Raw genomic sequence first — 26,182 nt, 5'->3', positions numbered from 1 at the left:
CCTGTTTAGATATGCAATGCGTGCCCGAGCGCCTTCAGGCAGGCTTCGTGGAAGCCCTCGCTCTGCGTCGGGTGCGCATGGATCGTACCAGTGATGTCTTCGAGGCGAGCGCCCATTTCGAGCGCCAGCGCAAATGCTGCCGAAAGCTCCGACACGCCCTTGCCAACCGCCTGGATGCCAAGGATCAGGTGATTACCTGCGGCTGCCACCACGCGCACGAAGCCTTCCTCGCCTTCCTGAGTCATGGCGCGGCCATTGGCAACGAAGGGAAACAGTCCCACCTTGACCTCGTGACCGGCGGCCTTTGCCTCGTCCGGCGAAAGGCCGACCGATACGATCTCCGGATCGGTGAAGCAGACTGCAGCAATAGCCCGCTTGTCCCAGCTGCGATTTTCGCCGACCACGATCTCAGCCACCATTTCGCCCTGCGCCATGGCGCGATGTGCGAGCATCGGCTCGCCGGTCACGTCGCCGATCGCATAGATGCCACGCATCGACGTGCGGCATTTGTCATCGATGCGGACAAAGCGTCCATCCATGTCGATGTCGATCTCCTCAAGCCCCCAACCCGAGGTCACCGGCTTGCGGCCGACAGTCACCAGAACCTTGTCGGCCGGGATCTTGTCGTCATTGCCATCGGCGGTTTCGATCAGGAGCGCATCGCCCTTGGCGCTCATGCCCTTGGCCTTGACGCCGGTCAGCACCATGACGCCAAGTTCGGAAAGGCTGCGCGATACCGGCCGTGTCAGTTCCGCATCATATTGCGGCAGGATTTTTGGCAATGCCTCGACGACAGTGACCTTCGAGCCAAGTTTTGCATAGGCCGTGCCGAGTTCAAGCCCGATGTACCCGCCCCCGACCACGACAAGCTTCTCGGGCACGTCGCGCAGGGCGAGGGCTTCGGCCGAGGAAATGATGTTTTCGCCGAACGGCAATGACGGAATCTCCACCGGCGCCGACCCGGTGGCGATCACGATATTTTCAGCGCGAATGATCTGCTGCCCGGTCAAGGTCTCGACTTCGACCGTCTTGCCGTCGCGGAATTTTGCCTTGCCGGTAACAATCTTGACGTTGGCCTTCTTCAAAAGCCCAGCGACGCCATTGTTGAGGCGGCTGACGATGCCGTCCTTCCAGGCAATGGTCTTCGAGAAATCGATGGATGGTTCTTTCAGCGAAATGCCGAGCGGGGTTTGCCCCGCGGCAAAATGCGCGACCTTGGCAAACTCGTCGGCTGCGTGGATCAAGGCTTTCGATGGTATGCAGCCGACCAGCAGGCACGTTCCACCCACCTTGACCGCTTCTACGATCACGGTATCGACGTTAAGCTGTCCGGCGCGAATGGCGCAGACATAACCGCCCGGCCCTGCCCCGATCACCAGCAATTTGCAGGAAATGTCCTTCATAGGTCAGCCCTCCACGAAGATCAGCGCAGGCGTTTCGAGCAGCGTCTTGATCCGCTGGATAAAAACTGCGGCATCCCAGCCGTCGATGACGCGATGGTCGAAACTGGATGACAGGTTCATCATCTTGCGCGGAATGAAATTGGTCCCGTCCCAGACCGGACGCACCATGATTTTGTTGACGCCGATGATCGCGACCTCCGGATAGTTGATAACCGGGGTCGTCACCACGCCGCCCATGCTGCCAAGGGATGTTATGGTAATCGTCGAGCCGGTCAGTTGTTCGCGCGTGGCAGAACCCGTCTTTGCGGCATCCGCAAGCAGATTGACCTCAGCCGCGCAGTCCCAGAGCGTGCGCGCCTCAGCATGCTTCACCACCGGCACCACCAGCCCGTTCGGGGTCTGCGCCGCAATGCCAATGTGAACGCCGCCATACTGGTTGATGATGTTGGCCTCGTCGTCATATAGCGCATTGAGGTTTGGTTGGTCGGCGATGGCCTTGACCATTGCCCGCATCAGGAACGGAAGAATCGTGAGCTTCGATTGCTCGGCGCGCTTCTTGGCATTGAGCGTCGCGCGTAGTTCCTCGAGCGCGGTGACGTCGATCTCCTCGACATAGGTAATGTGCGGGATGTGAGACTTGGCGATCGCCATTTTCTCGGCAATCTTGCGCCGAAGACCGACAACCTTGATCTCCTTGATGGAATTGTCCGGAGCAAGCGCCGCAACGCCGGGGCGCTGCGAGCCGCGGGCGAAGAAGGCCTCCAAATCCTCATGGGTGATGCGTCCGGCAGGCCCGGTACCACTTACCTGCCGCAGATCGACGCCTGCTTCCCTGGCGCGCAGCCGGATTGCAGGCGAAGCGAGCGGCCTTTCGCCCTCGCCGCGCGGCGCAATTCCGCTGACGGGCGGCGCCATCACGCGGGGCGGCTCGGCGACTGCTGCCGGCTTGGCCTTGGGCTTTTCTATCTCTGCCTTCGCCGGTTCGGACTTCTTTTCCGGCTGCGGGGCTGCAGCCTCGCTTTTGGCGGGCTTGGCCGGTTCAGGTGCATGACCCTCACCTTCAATCTTAAGGCGCACCAGCGGCGAACCGATGGCTATCACCTCGCCGATTTCACCGCCGAGCCAGAGGATTTCACCATCCACGGGCGAAGGAATTTCGACGGTTGCCTTATCGGTCATGACGGCGGCAAGCACCGTATCCTCGCGCACGAGGTCGCCGATCTTTACGTTCCATTCGACGAGTTCGGCCTCCGCAACGCCTTCACCGACATCCGGCAGCTTGATGACATATTCTCCCATCTTCTGCTCCTATCCTTCCAGCGTTTCGACAAGGGCGCGACCGACACGCGCTGGACCCGGGAAATAGTCCCATTCCTGCGCATGCGGATAGGGCGTATCCCAGCCGGCGACGCGAGCAACCGGCGCTTCCAGCTTGTAGAAGCAGTGTTCCTGAACCAGAGCTGCTAGTTCCGCCCCAAAGCCGGACGTCAGGGTCGCTTCGTGAATTATGACACAGCGCCCCGTCTTGCTGACCGATTCGACGATCGTTTCGAGGTCGAGCGGCAGCAGCGTCCTAAGATCGATGATTTCGGCGTCGATGCCGTGCTCCTCGGCAGCAGCTTCTGCGACATAGACCATTGTACCGTAGGCAAGGATCGTCATCTGTTTGCCCTCGCGCCGCTTGATAGCCTTGCCAAGCGGCACAGTATAATGACCGTCCGGCACGTCGCCGAGATCATGCTTGGACCACGGCGTGACGGGACGATCATGGTGGCCGTCAAACGGTCCGTTATAGAGGCGTTTCGGCTCGAGGAAGATCACCGGATCCGGATCCTCGATCGCGGATATGAGAAGTCCCTTCGCATCGTGCGGGTTGGACGGGACCACCACCTTCAGGCCCGATACATGCGTGAAAAGAGCTTCCGGACTTTGGCTATGCGTCTGCCCTCCAAAGATGCCGCCGCCTGTCGGCATGCGGATAACGATGGGGCAGGTAAAGCCGCCATTGGACCGGTAGCGCAAGCGTGCTGCTTCGGAGACGATCTGGTCATATGCCGGATAAACGTAATCGGCGAACTGGATCTCGACGCAGGGCTTCAAGCCATAGGCGGCCATGCCGATCGCAGCGCCAACGATACCGGCCTCGCTGATCGGCGCATCGAAGCAGCGTGTCTTGCCGTACTTCGCCTGCAGCCCTTGCGTACAGCGGAAGACACCGCCGAAGAAGCCGACATCCTCGCCGAAGACGACGACGTCATCGTCGCGCTCCATGGTGATATCCATCGCGTCGCGGATGGCTTCGATCATCGTTTTGCGGGCCATGGATCAGACTCCTGCCTGCTGGCGCTGACGACGCAGATGCGGCGGCATGGTTTCGTATACGCCCTCGAACATATCGCGCGCCGAAGGCTTGCCGCCTGCATGCAACGTACCGTGGCCTTCAGCCTCCTTCTGCGCGGCAATAACCGTGTCGAGGATTTCGGCTTCCGTCTGCTTGTGACGCTCTTCAGTCCACGCGCCGCGCAAAATCAGGTGATTCTTCAACCGCATGACCGGATCGCCGAGAGGCCAGGCATCGGATTCCGTTTTGGGTCGATAGGCGGAAGGATCATCCGAGGTCGAGTGCGCGCCGACGCGATAGGTAACGTATTCGACAAGCGTCGGACCGAGATTGCGCCGCGCCCGTTCGATCGCCCATTTCGCCACCGCATAGACCGCGAGATAGTCATTGCCGTCAACGCGCAGGGCCGGGATGCCGAAGCCAAGGCCACGCGCGGCAAATGTACCCGATCCGCCGCGCGCAATACCCTGGAAGGTGGAAATTGCCCACTGATTGTTGACGATGTTGAGGACGACTGGCGCCTTGTAGGTCGATGCGAAAACCAGCGAGGCATGGAAATCCGACTCGGCCGTCGAGCCGTCGCCAATCCAGGCTGCCGCAATCTTGCTGTCGTTCTTGATGGCAGACGCCATGGCCCAGCCGACCGCCTGGATATATTGCGTCGCAAGGTTGCCCGAGATCGAGAAGAACCCATGCTCTTTCGACGAATACATGATCGGCAGCTGGCGCCCCTTCAGCGGATCACGCTCGTTCGAGTAGATCTGGCACATCATCTCGACCATAGGATAGTCGTCCGCGATGAGCAGGCCTGCCTGGCGATAGGTCGGGAAATTCATGTCGCCAGGCGCAAGCGCCTTGCGAAAGGCACAGCTTACCGCTTCTTCACCAAGATGCTGCATGTAGAAGGACGTCTTTCCCTGCCGCTGCGCTATCTGCATGCGGGCATCGAAGGTGCGCAGCGTCATCATGTGGCGCAAGCCCTCGACGAGTTGCTCGTCGGTCAGCATGCCGGCCCACGGACCGACCGCCTCGCCATCGCGGGTCAAAACCCGGATGATCGAAAAGGCGAGATCGCGGAAATCCTCGGGATTGGCGTCCACCTCGGGCCGCCTGACCGATCCAGCCTCCGGAATATTCACATTCGAAAAGTCCGGCTCGCCGCCGTGCCGCACGGCCGGCTCCGGCACATGCAGGCTTAAAGGACCAAATTCTCCAAGGGGACCGTCATTCGACATGCCATCGCCTCCCAACCACTGACATTTTCCACGCAGTCTACCATGAATTATTAGGTCAGTAATACTGTCTTAAAACAGCAGGCTCCAGATACGGCATCGTGCTTTGCTTCAACGTGCGATCACATCATATTGAAAAGGTTGGGCATCCATGCATCAGATGCGGCCCAAAGGGCCGTCACGTCCGAGCAAAAAAGCAACAATGCTTCAATTCGGGTTACGACCGCCGGCCTATTCGTTCGCAAGCGGCCGCGATTTTGCAATCAAATGCAGATGATGCTCCATTCACGTCCTACGCGGCAGTGATGGCGAGAACCTGTTCGCGCGCATTTTCCCGGATGGCATCGAGGTGGATGCGTTTGAGCAGAGACAGCATATCATCATTTGCGGCGGCGGGAAACGTGCCCGCATCTCGACCGATTGGCTCCAGATGCTCGATCATGCGACGGATGATTTCGGGCGAACCAACGTCCTGTCTGCCGTTGGCAACGTTACGCCAGCCTTCGAGCGCCACCTTTAACGGAAGATGCGTGCTGACCGGCAAACCCGCTGCACTGAGCAAAGCGCCGAGCGCGGCCGGCCGTCCATCGATGATGAGGCTGCGCACGCGCCCGAGACTGTAACCCGAGAGCGCAACCAGAACGGCGGCAAAGAAATCGATCTTTCCAGCAGCGACAATCCGAATGACGAAGGCGGTGGTCAGGTCGCCGCGCAATTGCAGATGCTCGATAAGCGCCGGATATTCATCGATGCGCGTTGCCGCGACGAGACTGACGGATGCCCGCACGCAGGCGTCCCGGGTGATGCGCTTTGCGCGGCGCTCCCCCATAAGAGCCATGACCATATCCATCTGACACAGGGCTTCGGCGATACGAACTGCGAGTGCATGCCGGCAATCGGCAGGAAGGCGGTTGTCATCAATCAGGAGCGTCCTGATTTCCGCGACATGGCCGAGGCGCTCGACAAGCCTGCGAAAACTTATGTCGGCGATCTGCGCCTGGCTATTGGCAAGCAATGCTGCGACCGCCTCAACCTCGCCGATCTCGATAATGGCAGCGCTTACCGGATAGGAAACCTTGGCGCGCGCCGCCACCAGGCGCTGCGCTTCGCCGCTGCCGCCGGCGACGCAATCGATGAGGTCGGCGTCACTCAACAATACGGAACGGCCGAGAATATAGGTTGCGACCTCGATCTGGTCACGCGCGAGGCTGGCAACGATGTGAGCCGGCGCATGGGCGCTCGTCGAAAAAGCTTCAGCAAGAGCAAGCCGAACTTTCGGCGAAGGATCATCGAGCAAGAGTGTCAACACCGCTTCGGTGGAGCGCCGTTCGTCGAATTCGAGGTCGGGCTGCAAGTAGATATGCGCCAAGGCAGCCGCCGCATGGCAGCGCTGCGCCACCGAGGCATTGTCGATCATCTTCACATAATGCTGAACGGACATTCTGTCTTCGCCCCCGAGTCACTTGATTGGACACAACTCTAAAGGGAAAAAGTTTACGATCCGTTCACCATGCGCGTTAACCATGCATGTCCACGCGACAGGTTGCGAACTCAAGCAGGCCGCCCTAGTCTCTCGCAAAAACATAGAGGAGACGCGAGGCGTATGGCCGGGCTTTATCTGGAAGAGTTTGAGATCGGGCATGTGTTTCAGCATGCGCTGCGCAAGACGGTCACCGAGAGCGACAACATGCTTTTCTCGGTCATGACGCTCAACCCGCAGCCCCTCCATATCGATTTCGATTACGCTTCGAAGACCGAGTGGGGAAAGCCGCTGGTGAACTCGCTGTTCACGCTGGGGCTGATGATCGGCATATCGGTGAATGATACGACGGTCGGAACGACCATTGCCAACCTCGGCATGACCGACGTGACATTCCCCTCTCCGCTCTTTCATGGCGATACCGTGCGCGTCGAAACGCGGGTCATCTCGGTCCGCCGGTCGAAGTCCAAGCCTGACCGCGGCATCGTCGAATTCGAACACAGGGCCTTCAACCAGCACGGCATTCTCGTCGCCAAATGTACGCGGCAGGCGATGATGAAATCGAAGGGTGCGGCCTGATGCGCTCACTTCTGTTCGTACCCGGCGACTCGGAAAAGAAGCTGGAAAAGGGCTTGGGAAGCGGCGCCGACGTCCTGCTCGTCGATCTCGAGGATTCGGTCGGCACGGCCCGCAAGGAAGCGGCGCGCGACATCGCCTCGGCATTCCTGCGGGCGCATCGGACCGAAAACACGCCCCGGCTTTTCGTACGGATCAACGACCTTGCAAGCGGGCTTGCCGATGATGATCTCGCGGCGGTGATGCCCGCCATGCCTGAAGGCATCCTCCTGCCAAAATCCAATAGCGGCAAGGACGTAACGCGTCTTTCCGCCAAGCTCAATGTGCATGAAGCCACCAGCGGCGCAGAAGAAGGGGCGACGAAGATCCTTGCGCTCATAACCGAAACTGCCATCGGGACGCTTTCTGCCGCCAGTTATCCGGGCTGTTCCGGCCGTCTGGCGGGGCTCAGCTGGGGCGCTGAAGATCTATCGGCGGCAATCGGCGCACGATCGCCGCGAAACGACGCCGGAGCCTATACAGACGTGTTTCGCCTCGCCCGCGCCGTGACCATCCTCGGCGCGTCGGCCGCAGACGTCGCCGCCATCGATACGGTTTATATCAATTACCGCGACGATGCCGGCCTTGAAGGCGAATGCACCGAGGCGGAGCGCGACGGCTTTACGGCGAAGCTAGCGATCCACCCGGCGCAGGTGCCCATCATCAACAGAGTCTTTACGCCATCGGCGGAGGCCGTCGCCCAGGCGCGGAAGATCGTCGATGCCTTCGCGGCCGAACCGTCGGCAGGCGTTATCGGCATTGACGGGTTGATGTTCGACCGGCCGCATCTCAAACGCGCCGAGCGCCTTCTGGCCCGTGCCAGGTCAACATCCTGATTCTTTCCGTCTCAGCCCTCCCAGGGACCGGAATATTCGGAAAGAATATCCTTTATCTCCGGCCGCGGACGCTCCGGGACTTTCTGGGCGCAGGTCCCGATATGAACGAAGCCGGCGACACGCTCATGCGGCGCCAGCCCCAGCAAGGCCCGGCCCTTCTCGTCAGAAGCATACCAGTTGCTGATCCAGTTCGTTGCGTAGCCGAGCGCATTTGCCGCCAGCGAAAGGTTCATGGCGGCGGCGCCGGAGGAAAGAAACTGTTCCCACTCAGGAATGTGATGATCGACCGGAGAGAAGATCACGCCGATGACCAGCGGCGCCCGAGCAAAGCGTTTCAATTCCTGCTCGCGCCGCTGTTCGGTGAGCGGCCCCTCCCGCTCCTCGGCCAGGGCCGCAAGATAGGTGCCAATCCGCTCGCGCGCTTCGCCGCGATAGACGATGAAGCGCCACGGTGTCAGGCGCCCATGGTCGGGTACCCGCGAAGCTATGCGGATCATCGTTTCGATCTCGCCATCGGAAGGAGCCGGAAGCCCGATCGCTGAAATGGGCGTCGAGCTGCGCGTCGACAAGAATTCGATGACGGAGTGGGGCACAGATGTATCCATAATGATCCTGCTTTTGCGATGCGCCGACAATGTGGTGGTTTCTCGGGCCAAGTAAAGGTGCGGCATAGCGAAAAAGCCTTGAAATTGCCATCGGCTTCGGATCAAACCATCACATGGGTGCAGCCAATAATTCCCCGGTGGGGCGGAAAGCTTTCAAATGCGGACATGTCCGCATCGCGATCCTGTTTGCCGGCCTGGCGATCAATGTTCCAGGTGCACTGGCCCAGGCCCTGGCGCCGGATCTGCCGCTGACGCCGACGGTTGAACTTCCAACGATTCCCAATCTGCGCGAATATGCCAATCCCAAGGCTCCCGCCAACAACCCGCTGGCCAACGAACCCGAACTCATGCTTTCGGCCAAGCTTTCCGACGATGGCGGCGCCATCAGCCGCGGATTGGTTTGGCGCGTCTTCGCTCCCGAGCCCGGTGCTGACGGCAAGCTCGCCTTGCTTGCAACAGCCAAGGGTGGCACGACCTCTTTCAACCTCGCACCCGGCAGCTATCTCGTGCATGTTGCGTTTGGGCGCGCTGGCGCAACCAAGCGCATCACCATGACGCGCGCCAAACGCTCGGAGACGATGATCCTTGACGCCGGCGGCGTCAAACTCAATGCCGTCCTTTCTGGTGGCGGTCGCATTCCGCCGGATCAGTTGCGTTTCTCCATCTATGAAGACCATGAAGATTCAAACGGCGAGCGCGCGCTCATCATTCCCGATGTGAAGCCGGACTCGGTCGTGCGTCTCAACACGGGCACCTACCAGATCGTTTCCAATTATGGAACGGCCAATGCCGTGATCCGCGCCGATATCCGTGTCGAGGCCGGCAAGATCACCGAGGCAAATGTCGAGCACAGGGCGGCGCAGCTGACGTTGAAGCTGGTACGCGAGCAAGGCGGCGAGGCGTTGGCCGATACGGCCTGGTCCGTGCTTACCACGTCTGGCGATATCGTTAGGGAAAGCGTCGGCGCGTTTGCGTCAATCGTTCTGGCCGAGGGCGACTATGTCATCATCGCCAAGAATAAGGACAAGATCTATCAGCGCGACTTCAAGGTCGTCGCCGGCCGCAACCAGGATGTTGAAGTCGTCGCGTCGGAAGGCGCAGCTACCGCCACCAGCGCCAGCCAACCCGCAGATGGCGAAGAGCCCTTGGATTAGAGCGCGCTTGTTGCCGGGCGGAACTTGGGATCAAGTGAGAAAACGGCGTTGTAGAGGTATTCGAGCATCTGCTTGCGGTCCTCGAGACCCTTCAATTCGTCCCAGCCGATAATCCTGCCGACGTGCGCTTCGATGGATTTTCCCGATAGGCGCCGGAATTCACGAATGAGCAGCGAAATGCGCAGCGTCATCGACACCTTGCTGGCAAGGTGGAAGACACGGCCGTTCTGACCGCCGAAATAGACAGGTATCACCGACGCCTTGGCCTGCTGCACGAGCTTGGCGGGAAATATCTTCCACGGCAGGTCTTCGGCTCGCCCGAAACCCTTGGGCGCAGTTGCAACGCCGCCCGCCGGAAAGACGACGATCGTCACGCCCTCCTTTAAAAGCCGCACGGCCTCATGGCGTGTCGCCATGTTCATTGCCATGGCTTCCTTGGTTTCATTGAAACAGACCGGCAAGGCGTAAGGGCGAATTTCCGGCACCTTCAAGAGATCGTTGTTGATGAGCACCCGAAACGGCCGGCCAAGCTGCTCGGCGAGTGCAAGAGCCGCGATACCATCGCCAATGCCATGGGGGTGATTGGCAATCATGACGAGCGGCGTATCCGGCAGATCGCGCGGCGGCCACTGGTCCTGAACGTCCAGCCGGACATTGATCAGATCCATCATGCGGCAGAAGACATCGATGCCGGCAGGCACGATGTCCCGGCGCCAGATATCATAGAGGCCCGCATAATAGTTGCGGCCCGATATACCCTCGATGGCCCGGATCAGCCACTGGGTCAGGCGCGACTGGGTGTCATTGGCATAGGAGAGTTCGGGAAAGTGCACGTTAGACCTTTGGCTGAAACAAATTTGAACAATTTTCTCGTAATCATGTGACAGCGCGATGAACGTCACCGCGCCGTCATATTTCGACTTTTAGCCTATTGCGCGGCAAGTCGCGCCAAGTCAGGCGGTGTTGCTTCGGCGGTCAGTTGCGCAATAGCTTCATCCAGCGTCAGCGACACCTGGTTCTGCGAGCCAAGGCGACGCATATTGACCGAACGCTCTTCCGCTTCCCGCATACCGCAGACGAGAATGACCGGCACTTTCTGCAAGGAATGCTCGCGCACCTTGTAGTTGATCTTCTCGTTGCGGAAGTCGGTGATGACCTGCAGGCCGGCTGCCTTCAACTCCTTGGCGACCTGCGCACCGTAATCGTCCGCTTCGGAGGTGATCGTCGCCACCACGACCTGTACTGGCGCAAACCACAGCGGCATGTGTCCGGAATAGTTCTCGATCAGGATGCCGAGGAACCGTTCCATGGAACCGCAGATAGCGCGGTGGATCATTACCGGCTGCTTCTTCTCCGAAGTCGAGTCGATATAGAAAGCGCCGAAGCGCTCCGGCAGGTTGAAATCGACCTGCGTCGTTCCACATTGCCAGTCGCGGCCGATGGCATCGCGCAACACGTATTCGAACTTGGGGCCGTAGAATGCGCCCTCACCCGGATTGATCGCCGTCCTGATCTTGCCGCCCGACTGCGCCTCGATCGTGTTGAGCACCTTGCTCATCACAGCTTCGGCGCGGTCCCAAAGCTCATCCGACCCGACGCGCTTGTCGGGACGCGTCGACAGCTTCACCGTAATGCCCTCGAAGCCGAAATCGGCATAGGTCGTCAGGATAAGGTCGTTGATGCGCAGGCACTCGGCCTCCATCTGCTCGTCGGTGCAGAAAATGTGGGCATCATCCTGGGTAAAGCCGCGAACGCGCATCAAGCCATGCAGCGCTCCGGAAGGTTCGTAGCGATGCACATTGCCGAATTCCGCAAGTTTTACCGGCAGATCGCGGTAAGATTTCAAGCCATGCTTGAAAATCTGCACGTGACCCGGGCAGTTCATCGGCTTCAGCGCGAAAACGCGCTCATCGTCCGTTTCATCGCCGGCAACCGTGACCTTGAACATGTTGTCGCGGTACCAACCCCAGTGACCTGACGTCTCCCACAGCGACTTGTCGAGCACCTGCGGAGCATTGACTTCGCTGTAGCCATGGCTGTCGAGACGGCGGCGCATATAGCTGACGAGGTTCTGGAACATGCGCCATCCCTTCGGATGCCAGAATACAACCCCCGGCCCCTCTTCCTGAAAATGGAAGAGGTCCATTTCCCGGCCAAGACGGCGGTGGTCGCGTTTTTCGGCCTCCTCCAGCATGTGGAGATAGGCGTTGAGATCGGTGTCGTTGGCAAAGGCCGTTCCATAAATGCGGCTCAGCATTGGATTGTTGCTGTCTCCGCGCCAGTAGGCGCCCGCCACCTTCATCAGCTTGAACGAATTTCCGATCTGGCCTGTCGAGGCCATGTGCGGGCCGCGGCAGAGATCGTACCAATCGCCCTGCGCATAGATCTTCAGATCCTGGCCCTCGGGAATGGCATCGACGAGCTCGACCTTGTAGGCCTCGCCCTTCTCGGCAAAAACCTTGCGGGCCTTCTCGCGCGACCAGACTTCCTTGGTGAACGGCTTGTTGCGGGCAATGATCTCCCGCATCTTCTTCTCGATCACCGGCAGGTCGTCGGGCGTGAACGGCTCGTTCTTGGCGAAGTCGTAGTAGAATCCGTTTTCGATGACGGGGCCGATGGTGACCTGAGTGCCGGGAAACAATTCCTGGACAGCTTCGGCAAGGACGTGGGCACAATCATGCCGGATAAGTTCGAGCGAGCGCGGATCGTCGCGCGTCAGGATCTCGACCGCACCGCCCTTTTGCAGCGGATCGGAAAGATCGCGCACGACGCCGTCGACCGCATAAGCGACCGCCTTTTTCGCCAGTGATTTGGAAATCGATTCTGCAAGTTCCGTCCCGGTCAGATGAGCGTCGTAGTCGCGCTGGGAGCCATCGGGGAAACGCAGGGACACAGTCTTGGCAACTGCCTCGGACATATAACCACTCCTATCCAGTCCCGCCAACGATTGCGGGTGGTGTTGAACAACCGGACTTCCTGCCGGCGAGCGGACTTCTAAAGCCTGTTTCGGCTGGCGTAAAGTACCCCTCAGCTTTTGCGTGAGGCGATCGCCCAGTAGCGCCAGGGCATGTACCAGACATAGCGGCTTTCGAGCGTCGTCGGTACGGGATCGAGGCCATGGGTTCCGCCTGGTCCGCAGCGCATCAGCCGGAAAAGACCCATCCAGCTGCCCGACCACAGTCCATGGCGCGCAATCGACTCGTAGGCGTATTCCGAACAGGTCGGCAGGTGGCGGCAGGAATTCCCGATGAAGCCGGACAGGGTGAGCTGGTAAAGCCTCACCAAACCGGTTCCGAGCAGACGGCCGGGCGTTTTTCGCCAGGCTCCGTTCCAGTTCCTGCTATAGCGGGATGACGGTCGCGTTTGATCGCGCAGCTTTTGGTCGCACATGGCGCTGGTCAGGCCGCAGCCTCTGCGGTCTTCTTTTCGATCTGGTTGATGCAATCGACGACCGCGTCGAATGTCAGCATGGTGGAGTTGTGGCGCGCTTTGTAGTCACGCACGGGTTCGAGAAACTTCAGGTCCTCGAAGCGACCCTCGGGCGGTAATCCGTTTTCCTTGAGCATCCGGAACATCATATCGCGGACCTCGCGCAATTCCTGCGCCGTCGCGCCGATGACATGTCGCGCCATGATTGAAGACGAGGCCTGGCCCAGGGCGCAGGCACGAACGTCATGGGCAAAATCGGAGACAACGCCATCCTTCATCTTCAAATCAACGATAACCGTCGAGCCACACAGTTTCGAATGTGCTGTCGCGGTGGCATCGGGATCTGCAAGGCGGCCAACCCGTTGAATATTCCCGGCGAATTCTAGAATCCGCCCGTTATAAACGTCATTGATCATGATGGATGCCTGTCCTCGACACAGTGTTCATCGCAATTGCGTCAATCCGTATCGTTTTACCCTATGAATTCCATACTCGATCTCTATATAGTATGTGAGTAGGCCAGCACAAAGTCGAATAGATTAAATTCTCTCTTTCGATAACATGCTGGTGGCGTTGGCAAATCCGTCAATGCTAGCTTCAATACACCGTCCGTTCGCCAGAACGACTATCGTGTATTGCCGTTTAACTCGTCGCTCCTTTGAGGGCGGCTACGGGAGATCGCGATGGATGCGGTAATTAAGAACTTGCAGTCGGCAACGGCCAAGCAGGACAATTCGAAACGCCCCACTCAACAGGAAGCTGAAGACGCAGTGCGTACTCTGTTGCTGTGGGCCGGCGACAATCCCGACCGCGAAGGATTGCTCGACACGCCGGAACGTGTCGCCAAATCCTACAAGGAACTGTTTTCCGGTTATGGACAGGATCCGGCCGAGGTCCTCGGCCGCACGTTCGAGGAAATCGCCGGCTACGAGGATATTGTTCTCATTCAGGACATCCCGTTCTTCTCGCATTGCGAGCACCATATGGTACCGATCGTCGGCAAAGCCCACGTTGCCTACCTGCCTGATGGCGAGAAGGTCGTTGGCCTTTCCAAGATCGCCCGCGTCGTTGATATTTATGCACACCGCCTACAGACGCAGGAGAGCATGACCGCGCAGATTGCCAATGCCATTCAGAATTCGCTGCAGCCGCGTGGCGTTGCCGTGATGATCGAAGCTGAACACATGTGCATGTCGATGCGCGGAATCCGCAAGTCCGGTTCGACGACGACCACGACCACCTTCACCGGCACCTACAAGTCCGATGTCAACGAACAAGTCCGGTTCATGACACTCGTCAAAGGCCGATAGTCCGGTCACGTTTATGACTGACTTCTCGGAACCGCTCGCTGACAAACATCAGAACGAAGAGGGCGCGGTGTTCGCACCGCGCTTCGACGCGTCCGGGCTGATCACCGCCATCGTTACCGATATAGGCGATGGCCAGCTGTTGATGGTTGCGCATATGAATGCTGAGGCGTTGCGCCTTACCCTTGAGACAGGCATTGCCCATTATTGGTCGCGTTCACGCGGCACGCTGTGGAAAAAGGGCGAAACGTCGGGAAATCTGCAGACTGTCATCGAGATGCACACTGACTGCGACCAGGACGCGCTTTGGCTCAAGGTCCGGGTCGCCGGCGATGGCCCGACATGTCATACGGGTCGCCGTTCCTGCTTCTATCGTCAGGTGGTGACCGCAAATGGAACATCCGCATTGGTAATGCAGTTAGAGACAAAGTAGAGCCTACTTAGCCATAGGGCCAATATGGCCGCGATACCCTCTATGCCTCGTAACCGCCATTATCGACCTTTGTAATCCTATTTCCTTGGTTGGCTAAGGGGTCACAATTCCGCAATATTTATCCTTTGGATACCAATGCAGAGGGATAATGAGCCAGTACGACGTCAGGAGTGTGTGCCATGCTCGAATGGGCATCGCGCCGGTTGCGCGCAGCAGAATCAATCGGCATCAGTGATAGCCCGGGCGTGCAGTTGATCGCACCAGAGCAGCCGCGAGAGCGGAAGACACCCATTGCCCTGGCGCTGGGCGGCGGCGCGGCGCGCGGCTGGGCGCATATCGGTGTACTTCGTGCGCTCGACGAGGCCGGCATCGAGATTTCCATGATCGCCGGAACCTCGATCGGCGCTCTCGTCGGTGGCTGCTATCTCGCCGGCAAGCTCGACCAGCTCGAGGATTTTGCCCGCAGCTTGACCAAGCGCGGCATTTTCAGCCTGCTCGACCTGCGGTTCCGAGGCAATGGCCTGTTCGGCGGCATGAAACTCGACAGGCGGTTACGCGACCACCTCGAAGAGCTTTCGATCGAAGAACTCAGCAAGCCCTTCATCGCCGTCTGTACCGAAATCAACACAGGCCACGAAATCTGGCTTACACGCGGAAGCCTGATTACGGCGATGCGCGCCTCCTATGCCCTCCCCGGCGTGTTCGAGCCGGTGGATTGCAATGGCCGCACCCTGGTTGATGGCGCATTGGTCAATCCGGTGCCGGTATCGGTGTGCCGCGCACATGAGCAACCGCTCGTCGTGGCGGTCAACCTGCACTACGATCAGTTCGGACGCGCTGCGGTCATCAAGCACGCGGCAGAGGGTCCTATCTCGGCGAGGGGCGACGGCGAAATTGCAGCAAGCCGTCCAGCTTCCAAGCGGCTCGGAATTACCGGCGTGATGATGGAGGCATTCAACATCATCCAGGACCGCATCTCGCGGGCGCGTATGGCGGGCGATCCACCTGATATCGCGCTCCTGCCGAAAATCGGCCATGTCGGCCTCGCCGAGTTTCATCGCGCAGACGAAGCGATCAAACTCGGCTATGAAGAGACCATGGCGCGTCTCGGTGAACTCGAGCGCATGCAGAAGCTGGTGTTCTAAGCCTTTTCAAGCCGTTGCGATGTAGCTGCGAATCTCTTCGGATTCGCGCTCGACCTCTTCGATACGAAGCTTCACGACGTCACCAATCGACACAAGCCCGTGCAACTGCCCGTCTTTCTCGACCGGAAGGTGGCGGAAGCGTCCGCGCGTCATCATCTCCATGACCTGATTGACCGTGTGGCGTTCGCTGCACACGCTGACCTTGACGGTCATGATCTCCGAAATGGGCTTCGCCAGTGCATCGGCGCCTTCCGCGGCAATCGCCCGCACCACGTCGCGCTCGGAAAGAATGCCCTTTATCGCTCTCTTGTCATTGCAGACGACAATCGCACCAATCTTGTGTTGGGCAAGCATGGCGACCGCTTGGCCGAGGGTGGTCTCCGGATTCGTATTGAAGACGTCGTAACCCTTGCGTTCGAGTATCATTTTGACTGTCATGTACATCCTCCTTGCACAATCGACATTCGACCGCCGAAATCCCCCAATTACATCCGATGGTCTAGGTTCATCGTGCGCGTAAGTCGCGCTTATTGCAACTACTGAGCAATTATACCAACAGATCTACGTCCGTACGACCACGATCAGGCCTGTCAAACAGGGATATGCCGAAAAAACCCACCAGAAAGCCGCCAATATGAGCTTCCCATGCGATTGTCGCAGAATTGTCCACCCCGACGGAAAGCAGGCCCGTGACTATGTTCGTAACGAACCAGACGCCCAGGAACACAATGACCGAGCGCATGCGCAGGGCAACGCTGATGGGCAGGATATCGCCGACGAATGCTGCGGAATTGCGCGAGTCCGACCGACGAAAACCGAAGCGGGCGGCCGCGCCCATCATTCCCGAAACCGCACCTGAGGCACCGACGAGCGGCGTCATGCTGTCGGGATAGACGGCAAAATGGGTCAGGACGGCCGCAACGGCCGTGGCAATCCAGAACAATGTTGTGCGCAAGGGCCCTATGCGGGCGGCCAACGGCGAGCCGAATGCGGCAAGCCAGATCATGTTGAGCGCAATATGGGCGAAGCTGCCATGCATGAACGAATAGGTAACCATCGTCAGCCAGGCCGAGGGGGAATAGAACCCGCCATATTGCGAGAAGCGTGCGGGAATGAAGGCAAAATTCAACAGGAGAGTGTCGGCCTGCTGCTCATCAAGGACATATGCCTCGGCGATATAGACGAGCGCGCACAAGCCCATGATGGCGAGAATGATGCCAGGAATATTGAAAACGGGCTCGCGGCCGGTGGTGTTTTTTCGGATGTCCCCACGCTCGCTCATGCACCGCCTCGTTATTGTTTCCGGGGCAAGCTATCCGGTTCGGGGCGCATCGCCAAGGCAAGCACCAAAAGAAAAGGCCGCTCAGCTGGAAGCGAGCGGCCGTAAGTTTCATGAGCATTCGTATCTGCAATCTCCAATGGGGTCTTTGTCTCACAGACGGAGCCAGCGCTCAATCGAAACCAATTGTTAACGTTAATTGCCAGCCGCGGTGGACCTTGCCACTTCCCAGGTAGCACCTTTCAAGGGCGCCTGTCAGAGTCAGGCGGACAGAAGCAGAATCGCTTCGGCGTCCGGAAAATCGATCTCATGCGGCACGATGATATTGGCAGGCTTTTCGCCTATTGGGACAGGCTGCGCGGACCGCGCGCGGCTCCTGAGCGACGGGAAATTGTACCGGCTGCCCTCGGCGCACGGCTTCCAGACACGTTCATCCTGCAGTCGAGTGGGTCGGGCGAACCCCGTTTCCGGCTGGCCGGCACCCGCATTTGTGCGATTTACGGCAAGGAACTCGGCCGCCAGCCCTTTGCGTCACTATGGCAGCCCAAAGATCGCAACAGCATCCTGCGCCTCGTCAAAAATTGCATGACAAGCAAGACGGCGGTTCAGATCGACTGTGAGGGCCGCAGCACACGCGGCCGCAAGACCTTGTTCAAGTTCGTCCTTCTGCCGCTCGCCAGCGAGGCAAACGAACGTCATCTCATGGGAATAATCACAATCGTCGGCCGGCCATTCTGGCTTGAATCCGATGCAATAGTTGAAAATCACATCCAAACGGTCTCCCTTGTGGACCCGCGCCAAACCCGGCACGAGGCTGATTTGGGCATAGCGCCGGAGGCAGCTATCCCGCTTTCCGCCTCGCGCACACTGGTTAGTCGAAAGGTCGGGCATCTGCGCGTCATCGAAGGCGGCAGGATCAAGTCGTAGCAATTTCTACTTTCGCGGTTCGCTCCGTTAATGGGCGAGGTTAGCAATTTATGAGCAACCACCAGTTGTTGTTACCTTGGCATTAAGACTTGTGTCCTAGTCTATGAGCACCACCCACCTCCTAGATTCCGCCATCTGGACACCTTTATGCAACTCCACCGTGACGTTCCGAGCCATAGCCCTGCCGCCACGGGCAAATTCTTCAGTGTGAAGGTGCAGCTTTATGGCCGCTTCATGCTCGAAGACCGGACCGAGCACGCCTGCCAGATTGAGGAAATGTCACCCGGCAATGCCATCCTAACCACGGATGTCATGGCGCATAATGGCGAGCGCGTCATCGCCTACATCGATCACATCGGTCGGATTGAAGGTACGGTCGAGCGCGCGGTGCGTGGCGGCTTTCTGATCTCCCTTGTGGCGTCCGACCGCAAGAAGAACAAAATCGCGGCGCAGTTGACCTGGCTTACCAACAAGCATGAACTCGACATGCCGGAAGACCGCCGCCACCAGCGTGTTGCGCCGCGCAATCCGATCAGCACGCTTTCCATGGCCGACGGGCGCCAGTACCCCTGCCGCATCATCGACCTGTCGATCTCCGGCGCTGCCGTGGAAATTCGCATACGCCCTGCCCTCAACAGCGAGGTCGTGCTCGGGACGATGCGTGGCCGGGTCGTCCGGCATTTCGAAGAAGGCATCGCCATCGAATTTGCCACGGTGCAGAGCCGTGATACCATTGGCTTGGCGCTCGAGCACTGAGTTCATTTCCTCAATCTGACGGCTAATGGAGCGCGGCATTCCGCGTGTGCACAACGATCATTTTGACCTGCCCTGCAAACAATTCTACCGATATGGTTCATCATCGGTGAACATCATTGGCGAGATTGCGGCCTGTTCACGGCGCTGGCCTGAGCCCTTTCCCGAACATATTAATCGATTTTCAATCACGCTCTTCTCACAATAACCGATGTTTAATTCTATTATACTTTCGAAATTTCATTTATAATCTACTTTAAATAAAACAATAATAAAACTTAATACATGGTTATAGTCAAATTCGTTTATTTTTTGCTACCGATTTGATTCATATTTACTCACATGCATTTCCGGTCGATCAAACTCTCTCTGTCATTGTCGTCTCAACCGGGGAGACGACGGTATGATAAAAAAGACAATCTTGGTTGGAGTAGCGCTGTTGGCTTCCTGCCTGGCAGCTAGCGCAGATCCAGTCAGTTCCAATGCGCCGTTCATGAAGACCGGCTCACGCACATCGCAGCCGATCGGGCATTACGAATTTTGCCAGACCTACAAGAATGAGTGCAACATCAAGAGCAGCAATCAGCAGCCCGTTGCGCTGACGTCGAAGACATGGGCGCTACTCGTGCAGGTCAACAGCAGCGTCAACGCCAAGATCGAACCTGCGACGGACATGGATATGTGGGGAAAGGCCGAGGTCTGGTCCTACCCGACAACCAAGGGCGATTGCGAGGACTACGTTCTTTTGAAACGCAAACTCATCAATGAGGCTGGCGTCCCGCTGAGCGATCTCCTCATCACCGTCGTGCGGCAGATGAATGGCGAAGGCCATGCGGTGCTGACGGTCCGCACCGATCGCGGCGACTATGTTCTCGACAATTTGGAGCCGCGCATCAAGGCATGGAGTGAAACGAGCTATGACTACCTGAAGCGCCAGGCGACGAACAATACCGGTGCATGGGTTTCGATCAACGACGACCGCCAGGTCCTGGTCGGCAGCATCGAGCAATAACCGACACCTCGACGCAGAACGCCGGCTCCTTCAGCGGAGCCGGTCTTCTTGTGTCAGGCGATCTCCATGCCGCGCATGAAGCGCTTGCCGTTTTCCACATAGTGAAGGGCCGACAGCGTCAAACTCTCAATCGCGGCATCGTCCAGAGTGCGGATCACTTTGGCGGGCGAACCCACAATCAGCGAATTATCGGGAAATTCCTTGCGTTCGGTGACAAGAGCGCCAGCGCCGACGAGTGAATTCTTGCCAATCTTGGCGCCATTCAGCACGATCGCTCCGATGCCTATCAGCGAATTGTCGCCGATGGTGCAGCCATGCAGCATGGCGCGATGCCCGATCGTGCAGCCCTCGCCGATCGTCAGGGGAAAGCCCATGTCGGTGTGCATGACGACGTGTTCCTGGACATTGGAACCGCGCCCGACGTGGATGAGTTCGTTGTCGCCGCGCAAAACCACGCCGAACCAGATGCTAGCGTCCTCGCCGAGAAACACCTTGCCAATGATCGTGGCGTCCGGCGCGATCCAGTTCGAACTGCGGCGCTCGAACTGAGGTTCGTGTCCATCCAGGTTGAATATCGGCATGGATGCTCCTTACCGAACGTTGGATGGATCAGAGATCCATCTCCAGGATTGCCATGGAGAAATTGTAGGAGAGCTCGCCTTCGTCCTCATCCTTGTAAATGAGGCCGAGAAATTCTTCACCGATGTAAAGCTCGGCGGAATCGTCCTTGCGCGGGCGTGCCTTGACAGTGAGGTCCATGTTCCGGAACGTGCGCTTGAAATAGCTGTCGAGTTTTTTCAGTTCTTCGGGTTTCACTGGGGTCTCCTGTCGTATTTGCTTGAGCGCTTTTGGCACGCAGAAGTCAGCCGTGTAAAGGGCTGATTGCTGCCACGTGCCGCGTCGAGACCTGTGTTTCCGCTTAGTCGAAGTTTGTTATGAGCTGGTCCATGGCGCGTGAAGGCTCGGCGCAACCGGTCTCGCCGACAACGCGTGCGGGCACGCCTGCGACGGTGACATTATGCGGAACCGGCTTCAGAACCACGGAACCCGCGGCAACCTTTGAGCAGTGACCAATCTCGATATTGCCGAGAATCTTGGCGCCGGCGCCGATCAGCACGCCGTTGCGAATCTTCGGATGGCGGTCGCCCGACTCCTTGCCCGTACCGCCTAGCGTCACGTTTTGCAGGATGGAGACATTATCCTCGATCACAGCCGTCATGCCGACGACAATGCCGGTTGCATGATCGAAGAACACGCCCTGGCCCATCGGCACCATCGGATGAATATCGGTCTGAAACACCGATGACGAGCGGCTTTGCAGATAAAGGGCAAAATCGATGCGCCCTTCCTTCCACAGCCAATGGGCGAGGCGATGCGTCTGAATGGCCTGGAAGCCCTTGAAATAGAGCACAGGCTCAATGAAGCGTGTGCAAGCAGGGTCACGATCATAGACGGCCTGGATATCGACGCGCAGCACTTGCGACCATGCCGGATTGGCCTCCAGCATGGTGGTGAAGGTCTGGCGCAGCAGTTCGGATTCCATATCGGGATGGTCGAGGCGCTGCGATATACGGTGGATAACCGCTTCTTCGAGCGACTGGTGATTCAAGATCGTCGAATAGAGGAACGTGGAAAGCAACGGCTCGTTACGGACGGTCTCTTCCGCTTCCGCCCGGATTGCATGCCAGATCGGGTCCATCTGCTGTACTGAACCGGTCATCTTTATCGGACTGCTTGATGGCATTTCCTAACTCCAGCATTCGGCCAATTTTTATGCTCGTTGGTGAAGCATAAGGCAAAAGTGTTTCCTTGACACGCCAATTTCCAGACCCAGCGACCAAGAAAAATTGAAGCCTTGATCGATTTGACTGAACCGACAATCCTCAAAATGATGGCGTTCCCATACTCCATACGGGGCGCTCTCGCAAGAAACGATCAGTGATCCTGAGGGTTCCGGTTTGCAAGCCTGGAGATTACAGAGGATTCCGTTTGAGAAATTCGATGACCGCCTGCTTGAAGACCTTGTCGCCGACAGCGAGCATATGGTCGCGGTTCGGTATATCGATGGCTTCGCCCCGGGGCATGAGCGCCGCGAGGCGATGCGGGTCCCCGCCGATATCATCCTTGGTCCCGACACCCACGAGCGTCGGCTGCGTTATCCGCGCCATGTTCGCTTCGCTGATTTCCTCCTTGGAGGTGATCACGCAGGCAGCCAGCGCGACCTTGTCGCTCTGGGTCTTGTCGGCGAACATGCGGAACATTTTGCCGCGCGGATGGCTGACGGAATCTGGATCGTCGGCCAAAAGTGCTTCCGCAATGGGCGACCAGTCGCCCGCACCCTCGACCATGCCAATGCCAAGTCCCCCGAAGATCAGGTCATGGACGCGTTCCGGATGATTGAGCGCCAGAAAGGCGCTGATGCGCGCGCCCATCGAATAGCCCATGACATGGGCTTGCGGAATATCGAGATGGTCGAGCAGCGCTGCGGCGTCGCCTGCCATCAAGGTGGGGGTATAAAGCGACCGGTCGTGCGGCTTGTCGGAATTGCCGTGGCCGCGATTATCGATGGCAATCGCCCGGTAGCCCGCTGCAGTGAGGGTCTGGATCCAGCCGGGCTGCACCCAATTGTAGAAGGAGGATGAAGCAAAGCCATGAATAAGCAGGATCGGTTCACCCTCGCCCTCGTCCAGAAAAGCGAGCTTCAGTCCGTCATTTTCGAAGAATTGCATCGGCTGGGTCCGTCAATGACCTATGGCATTTATAGCGGGATGCCGCACCTTGTCCCCAATTGTCAAGCCGAGGCGCTTTACGGTACCGGCTTTCACCTCAACGACAAAGCGAACCGGGCCGCCCGAAGATATGATGTCACGCGAAAAAGGCACCGCATGTTCGCGGATTGCCGAGATACGACCATTGGCGTCGAGAAACAGCATGTCGAGCGCAGACGGCGTGTTTTCCATCCACATTGTAACGAGCTGGGATTCGTCGAAGACGAAGAGCATGGCGCTGTCGTCCTTAAGATCCGTGCGGAACATCAGGCCGCGCTCGCGCTCCTCGTCCGTATCGGCAACTTCGACACGAAACGGCACGTCACCGCGCGCCGTATTGATCGTCAGCGGCTTGGCGTCGATTGGAAGGTGCATCGACCCCTGATCGAGGGCAAGGGCCGGAAGGACTGCAAATACGAGAAAAAGCAGGCTGACGAGAAACGATGCCGGGCGCGACATGGCTGGCGTCAGTGGGAAGCAGGCAACTGCGTGCCGATATCCGGGTGAATCTCGGAAGCCATCAGGCCCTTCTCGCCATGGCCGAAGCGGATCAGAACCACCTGCCCCGGCCGCAGTTCGGTCAGGCCAAAGTGGCGCAGCGTTTCCATGTGAATGAAGATGTCTTCGGTTCCTTCGCCGCGGGTCAGGAATCCGAAGCCCTTGGTGCGGTTGAACCACTTGACGAGAACGCGCTCGAGCCCGCTCGATGGCGTCACCGTCACATGCGTGCGGACCGGCGGCAATTCCGTCGGGTGGACCGCGGTTGAGTTATCCATGGATTTGACGTGAAAGCACTGCATGCCGCGCTCGCCCTGCTTGACTTCGCAAACGACGCGGGCGCCTTCGAGCGCGGTCTGGAAACCGTCGCGACGCAGGCAGGTCACATGAAGGAGTATGTCTGGAAGCTCGCTATTATCGGGAACAATGAAGCCGTAGCCCTTGGCAACATCAAACCACTTTATCGCGCCCGAAACCTCGATAAGGTCCAATCCGTCACTCAAACTTTCACTATCTTGGGATTGCCGGGCTGATACTGGTCTGTCAGACATGAAGCGAGCCCCTCCTCTCCTGCAAGAAACCACTGATTCTCTTCTTCAAGAATAGCACCTGACCGCGGCCAGAGAGCAAGTATGATCTGCCTGTTTTTACTGAAAACCACAGGCAAAACTGTTGAGCATTATCTACAACCCTTGCTCGAACCGCCACAAATTTGTCGAGCTAAATAGTAAGTGTTACGAAACATCCCCGGCCCTCAACCAAAGTTACGAGTATGGTTGCAGCGCCCATCCGATCCACCTGAAAGAAAGTCCGAGGCTAAAGATGCGTTATCTTCACACCATGGTCCGTGTCCGCGATATCGATGAATCGCTGGATTTCTACTGCAACAAGTTCGGACTTGAGGAAGTTCGCCGCATGGAAAACGAGAAGGGACGCTATACCTTGATCTTTCTCGCCGCACCGGAAGACAAGGGACGATCGGCCGCCGAACGCGCGCCTGAACTCGAACTCACCTATAATTGGGACCCTGAGGAATACGCCGGCGGGCGCAATTTCGGCCACCTTGCCTACGTCGTCGACAATATCTACGAGACCTGCCAGAAGCTCGCCGACGAGGGTGTCGTGATCAACCGGCCGCCGCGCGACGGGCATATGGCATTCGTGCGCTCGCCCGACGGCATCTCGATCGAAATCATTCAGAAGGGCCCCGACCTTCCCAAGCAGGAGCCCTGGGCCTCTATGCCGAATACCGGCGTCTGGTAAGCCGGGACTTTCAAAGTCCTGAGCAGTCAATGCGTCAGGCCAATGGAGCGCACGATGTTCCGGGCGTTCCGCGGCGCGATAGTGCCGCAAATACAAACAGCTTCCAAGCACCCTCCTCACCTGATATCAGATCGAAGAAAGTGAGGAGGATGCCATGAAGGACGTGCTGATCGAGCTTGAACGCCGCAGGAAAATTGCCCGGGAGGGTGGCGGTGCGGCACGGATCGAAGCGCAGCACAAACGTGGCAAGCTGACGGCGCGCGAGCGCATCGACATCTTTCTTGACGAAGGGTCGTTCGAAGAATTCGACATGTTCGTCGAGCATCGCTCGACCGATTTCGGCATGGAAGAAACCAAATTTGCGGGTGATGGCGTCGTCACCGGTTGGGGAACCATCAACGGCCGGACGGTCTTCGTCTTTGCCAAGGACTTCACTGTATTCGGCGGTTCGCTTTCCGAGGCTCACGCGGAGAAAGTGCAGAAAATCCAGGATATGGCGCTGCGCACCCGCGCCCCTGTGGTCGGCCTTTATGATGCGGGCGGCGCGCGTATTCAGGAGGGCGTCGCGGCGCTCGGCGGCTATGCCGAGATTTTCCAGCGCAATGTGCTCGCGTCCGGCGTCATTCCCCAAATCTCGGTGATCATGGGCCCCTGCGCGGGCGGCGATGTCTATTCGCCGGCGATGACCGATTTCATCTTCATGGTGCGCGATACGTCCTACATGTTCGTGACGGGACCGGATGTGGTGAAGACCGTTACCAACGAGACCGTGACCGCCGAACAGCTTGGCGGCGCTTCGATCCATACGACGAAATCCTCCATCGCCGACGGCGCATACGACAACGATGTGGTAGCGCTTTTGCAAATGCGCCGGCTGATCGACTTCCTGCCTGCCTCGAACACGGCCACGCTTCCCGAGATCGAATGTTTCCAGTCAACCGACGAGCCGGACCACTCGCTCGACCGGCTGGTCCCGGACAATGCCAACAAGCCCTATGACATCAAGGAACTGATCCGAAAAACCGTCGATGAAGCCGATTTCTTCGAGATTCAGGAAAGCTTCGCCAAGAATATCGTCATCGGCTTTGGCCGCGTCGAGGGCCGGACTGTGGGAATTGTCGGCAATCAGCCCATGGTGCTTGCTGGCGTCCTCGACAGCGATGCCTCACGTAAGGCGGCCCGGTTCGTGCGCTTTTGCGACTGCTTCAATATCCCGATCGTCACATTCGTTGATGTGCCGGGGTTCCTGCCCGGCACCGCGCAGGAATATGGCGGCTTGATCAAGCACGGGGCGAAGCTGCTCTTCGCTTATGCCGAGGCGACTGTCCCGAAGATCACCATCATTACGCGCAAGGCCTATGGCGGCGCCTATGACGTGATGGCGTCGAAGCACCTGCGCGGCGACATCAACTACGCCTGGCCCTCAGCCCAGATCGCCGTCATGGGTGCCAAGGGCGCCGTCGAGATCATCTATCGCAAGGATATCGGCGACGCCGAGAAGATCGCCGCACATACGAAGCGTTATGAAGACAGGTTCCTGTCACCATTCGTTGCCGCGGAACGCGGTTATGTCGATGAAGTGATCATGCCCCATTCCACGCGAAAGCGGGTCGCAAGGGCGCTACGCATGCTGCGCAACAAGAATTTGGAAAATCCATGGAAGAAGCACGATAATATTCCGCTGTAATCGTGCTTCTTCCAA

29 protein-coding genes are annotated in these 26,182 nt (G+C 58.4%); 11 read left to right on the top strand and 18 right to left on the bottom strand.

Annotated features, from left to right (window positions below):
- Window positions 1–5: 5 nt before the first annotated feature.
- From lpdA to BR48_RS0117775, 5 genes are all read right to left on the bottom strand, one after another.
- A complete protein-coding gene (gene lpdA / locus BR48_RS0117795; protein WP_027232547.1) occupies window positions 6–1,403 on the bottom strand; it encodes a dihydrolipoyl dehydrogenase in 1,398 nt (465 codons plus the stop codon).
- A 3-nt stretch (window positions 1,404–1,406) separates the two neighbouring features.
- Window positions 1,407–2,702 (bottom strand): dihydrolipoamide acetyltransferase family protein, encoded by a 1,296-nt coding sequence (locus tag BR48_RS0117790; RefSeq protein ID WP_027232546.1) that lies wholly within the window; start codon window positions 2,700–2,702, stop codon window positions 1,407–1,409.
- 9 nt (window positions 2,703–2,711) lie between these two features.
- Entirely contained in the window at window positions 2,712–3,725 is a 1,014-nt protein-coding gene (locus tag BR48_RS0117785; protein ID WP_027232545.1) for an alpha-ketoacid dehydrogenase subunit beta, read from the bottom strand.
- A 3-nt stretch (window positions 3,726–3,728) separates the two neighbouring features.
- Window positions 3,729–4,979 carry a 3-methyl-2-oxobutanoate dehydrogenase (2-methylpropanoyl-transferring) subunit alpha gene (locus BR48_RS0117780; RefSeq protein WP_027232544.1) on the bottom strand — a complete coding sequence of 417 codons (1,251 nt, stop codon included), beginning with the start codon at window positions 4,977–4,979 and terminating at the stop codon, window positions 3,729–3,731.
- 289 nt (window positions 4,980–5,268) lie between these two features.
- Window positions 5,269–6,417, bottom strand: coding sequence for a DUF2336 domain-containing protein (locus BR48_RS0117775; protein ID WP_027232543.1), 1,149 nt, complete (start codon window positions 6,415–6,417; stop codon window positions 5,269–5,271).
- 162 nt (window positions 6,418–6,579) lie between these two features.
- On the opposite strand from BR48_RS0117775, the gene BR48_RS0117770 reads away from it, so the two are divergent.
- Both BR48_RS0117770 and BR48_RS0117765 read left to right on the top strand, forming a co-directional pair.
- Window positions 6,580–7,035 carry a MaoC family dehydratase gene (locus tag BR48_RS0117770; protein ID WP_027232542.1) on the top strand — a complete coding sequence of 152 codons (456 nt, stop codon included), beginning with the start codon at window positions 6,580–6,582 and terminating at the stop codon, window positions 7,033–7,035.
- The gene (locus tag BR48_RS0117765; protein WP_027232541.1) at window positions 7,035–7,907 is read left to right on the top strand and encodes a CoA ester lyase; all 873 of its coding nucleotides are present in this window, start codon (window positions 7,035–7,037) and stop codon (window positions 7,905–7,907) included. The genes BR48_RS0117770 and BR48_RS0117765 overlap by 1 nt, the downstream gene beginning before the upstream one ends.
- Before the next feature lie 11 nt (window positions 7,908–7,918).
- Here the strand turns inward: BR48_RS0117765 and BR48_RS0117760 are convergent, their stop codons facing one another.
- Window positions 7,919–8,500 carry a nitroreductase gene (locus BR48_RS0117760; protein WP_027232540.1) on the bottom strand — a complete coding sequence of 194 codons (582 nt, stop codon included), beginning with the start codon at window positions 8,498–8,500 and terminating at the stop codon, window positions 7,919–7,921.
- A gap of 125 nt (window positions 8,501–8,625) precedes the next feature.
- Between BR48_RS0117760 and BR48_RS24890 the strand changes: the two genes are divergently transcribed.
- The gene (locus tag BR48_RS24890; protein ID WP_081815934.1) at window positions 8,626–9,666 is read left to right on the top strand and encodes a hypothetical protein; all 1,041 of its coding nucleotides are present in this window, start codon (window positions 8,626–8,628) and stop codon (window positions 9,664–9,666) included.
- Here BR48_RS24890 and BR48_RS0117750 read toward each other — a convergent pair.
- The 4 genes from BR48_RS0117750 to BR48_RS0117735 form a co-directional block, all read right to left on the bottom strand.
- Window positions 9,663–10,499, bottom strand: a complete 837-nt coding sequence (locus tag BR48_RS0117750) for a lysophospholipid acyltransferase family protein (protein WP_027232539.1) — start codon at window positions 10,497–10,499, stop codon at window positions 9,663–9,665. The genes BR48_RS24890 and BR48_RS0117750 overlap by 4 nt on opposite strands.
- Window positions 10,500–10,594: 95 nt before the next feature.
- Window positions 10,595–12,583 (bottom strand): threonine--tRNA ligase, encoded by a 1,989-nt coding sequence (thrS, locus tag BR48_RS0117745; RefSeq protein ID WP_027232538.1) that lies wholly within the window; start codon window positions 12,581–12,583, stop codon window positions 10,595–10,597.
- Window positions 12,584–12,693: 110 nt separating this feature from the next.
- Window positions 12,694–13,056 (bottom strand): membrane protein insertion efficiency factor YidD, encoded by a 363-nt coding sequence (yidD, locus tag BR48_RS0117740; protein WP_051615146.1) that lies wholly within the window; start codon window positions 13,054–13,056, stop codon window positions 12,694–12,696.
- 8 nt (window positions 13,057–13,064) lie between these two features.
- Window positions 13,065–13,511 carry an iron-sulfur cluster assembly scaffold protein gene (locus BR48_RS0117735; protein ID WP_027232536.1) on the bottom strand — a complete coding sequence of 149 codons (447 nt, stop codon included), beginning with the start codon at window positions 13,509–13,511 and terminating at the stop codon, window positions 13,065–13,067.
- A 267-nt stretch (window positions 13,512–13,778) separates the two neighbouring features.
- Here BR48_RS0117735 and folE point away from each other — a divergent pair, with 267 nt between their 5' ends.
- From folE to BR48_RS0117720, 3 genes are all read left to right on the top strand, one after another.
- Window positions 13,779–14,405 carry a GTP cyclohydrolase I FolE gene (gene folE, locus BR48_RS0117730; RefSeq protein WP_027232535.1) on the top strand — a complete coding sequence of 209 codons (627 nt, stop codon included), beginning with the start codon at window positions 13,779–13,781 and terminating at the stop codon, window positions 14,403–14,405.
- 13 nt (window positions 14,406–14,418) lie between these two features.
- On the top strand, window positions 14,419–14,835 hold the full coding sequence (gene hisI, locus BR48_RS0117725) for a phosphoribosyl-AMP cyclohydrolase (RefSeq protein WP_027232534.1): 417 nt from the start codon (window positions 14,419–14,421) through the stop codon (window positions 14,833–14,835).
- A 179-nt stretch (window positions 14,836–15,014) separates the two neighbouring features.
- A complete protein-coding gene (locus tag BR48_RS0117720; RefSeq protein ID WP_027232533.1) occupies window positions 15,015–15,980 on the top strand; it encodes a patatin family protein in 966 nt (321 codons plus the stop codon).
- Window positions 15,981–15,986: 6 nt separating this feature from the next.
- On the opposite strand, the gene BR48_RS0117715 is transcribed toward BR48_RS0117720, so the two are convergent.
- Window positions 15,987–16,418, bottom strand: coding sequence for a CBS domain-containing protein (locus tag BR48_RS0117715; protein ID WP_027232532.1), 432 nt, complete (start codon window positions 16,416–16,418; stop codon window positions 15,987–15,989).
- Between the two features lie 109 nt (window positions 16,419–16,527).
- On the bottom strand, window positions 16,528–17,262 hold the full coding sequence (locus BR48_RS24885) for a rhomboid family intramembrane serine protease (protein ID WP_036814811.1): 735 nt from the start codon (window positions 17,260–17,262) through the stop codon (window positions 16,528–16,530).
- 306 nt (window positions 17,263–17,568) lie between these two features.
- Between BR48_RS24885 and BR48_RS0117705 the strand changes: the two genes are divergently transcribed.
- The 3 genes from BR48_RS0117705 to BR48_RS0117690 all read left to right on the top strand — a co-directional run bounded on the left by BR48_RS0117705 (window position 17,569) and on the right by BR48_RS0117690 (window position 19,951).
- Window positions 17,569–18,186, top strand: a complete 618-nt coding sequence (locus BR48_RS0117705; RefSeq protein WP_027232531.1) for a PAS domain-containing protein — start codon at window positions 17,569–17,571, stop codon at window positions 18,184–18,186.
- 147 nt (window positions 18,187–18,333) lie between these two features.
- Window positions 18,334–18,942 carry a PilZ domain-containing protein gene (locus BR48_RS0117700; RefSeq protein WP_027232530.1) on the top strand — a complete coding sequence of 203 codons (609 nt, stop codon included), beginning with the start codon at window positions 18,334–18,336 and terminating at the stop codon, window positions 18,940–18,942.
- 400 nt (window positions 18,943–19,342) lie between these two features.
- A complete protein-coding gene (locus tag BR48_RS0117690; RefSeq protein ID WP_027232528.1) occupies window positions 19,343–19,951 on the top strand; it encodes a transglutaminase-like cysteine peptidase in 609 nt (202 codons plus the stop codon).
- A gap of 53 nt (window positions 19,952–20,004) precedes the next feature.
- On the opposite strand, the gene BR48_RS0117685 is transcribed toward BR48_RS0117690, so the two are convergent.
- From BR48_RS0117685 to BR48_RS0117660, 6 genes are all read right to left on the bottom strand, one after another.
- Entirely contained in the window at window positions 20,005–20,532 is a 528-nt protein-coding gene (locus BR48_RS0117685) for a gamma carbonic anhydrase family protein (RefSeq protein WP_027232527.1), read from the bottom strand.
- A gap of 28 nt (window positions 20,533–20,560) precedes the next feature.
- Window positions 20,561–20,767, bottom strand: a complete 207-nt coding sequence (locus tag BR48_RS0117680; protein ID WP_027232526.1) for a DUF3126 family protein — start codon at window positions 20,765–20,767, stop codon at window positions 20,561–20,563.
- 103 nt (window positions 20,768–20,870) lie between these two features.
- Window positions 20,871–21,695 carry a serine O-acetyltransferase gene (cysE, locus tag BR48_RS0117675; protein ID WP_027232525.1) on the bottom strand — a complete coding sequence of 275 codons (825 nt, stop codon included), beginning with the start codon at window positions 21,693–21,695 and terminating at the stop codon, window positions 20,871–20,873.
- Window positions 21,696–21,924: 229 nt separating this feature from the next.
- Window positions 21,925–22,680 (bottom strand): alpha/beta hydrolase, encoded by a 756-nt coding sequence (locus BR48_RS0117670; RefSeq protein WP_027232524.1) that lies wholly within the window; start codon window positions 22,678–22,680, stop codon window positions 21,925–21,927.
- Window positions 22,681–22,692: 12 nt separating this feature from the next.
- Entirely contained in the window at window positions 22,693–23,178 is a 486-nt protein-coding gene (locus tag BR48_RS24880) for a DUF192 domain-containing protein (RefSeq protein ID WP_036814809.1), read from the bottom strand.
- Between the two features lie 8 nt (window positions 23,179–23,186).
- Complete coding sequence (locus BR48_RS0117660; protein WP_027232523.1) at window positions 23,187–23,768, bottom strand: cold-shock protein; 582 nt, start codon at window positions 23,766–23,768, stop codon at window positions 23,187–23,189.
- Between the two features lie 271 nt (window positions 23,769–24,039).
- On the opposite strand from BR48_RS0117660, the gene BR48_RS0117655 reads away from it, so the two are divergent.
- Together BR48_RS0117655 and BR48_RS0117650 are read left to right on the top strand one after the other, a co-directional pair.
- Window positions 24,040–24,480, top strand: a complete 441-nt coding sequence (locus BR48_RS0117655) for a VOC family protein (protein WP_027232522.1) — start codon at window positions 24,040–24,042, stop codon at window positions 24,478–24,480.
- 154 nt (window positions 24,481–24,634) lie between these two features.
- Entirely contained in the window at window positions 24,635–26,167 is a 1,533-nt protein-coding gene (locus BR48_RS0117650) for an acyl-CoA carboxylase subunit beta (RefSeq protein ID WP_027232521.1), read from the top strand.
- Window positions 26,168–26,182 lie beyond the last annotated feature (15 nt).

The organism is Phyllobacterium sp. UNC302MFCol5.2 (assembly GCF_000686005.1).
GTDB lineage: Bacteria > Pseudomonadota > Alphaproteobacteria > Rhizobiales > Rhizobiaceae > Phyllobacterium > Phyllobacterium pellucidum.
The sequence above is the reverse complement of the archived record's forward strand: the minus strand, read 5'-3'. Positions and strand labels throughout refer to the sequence as shown.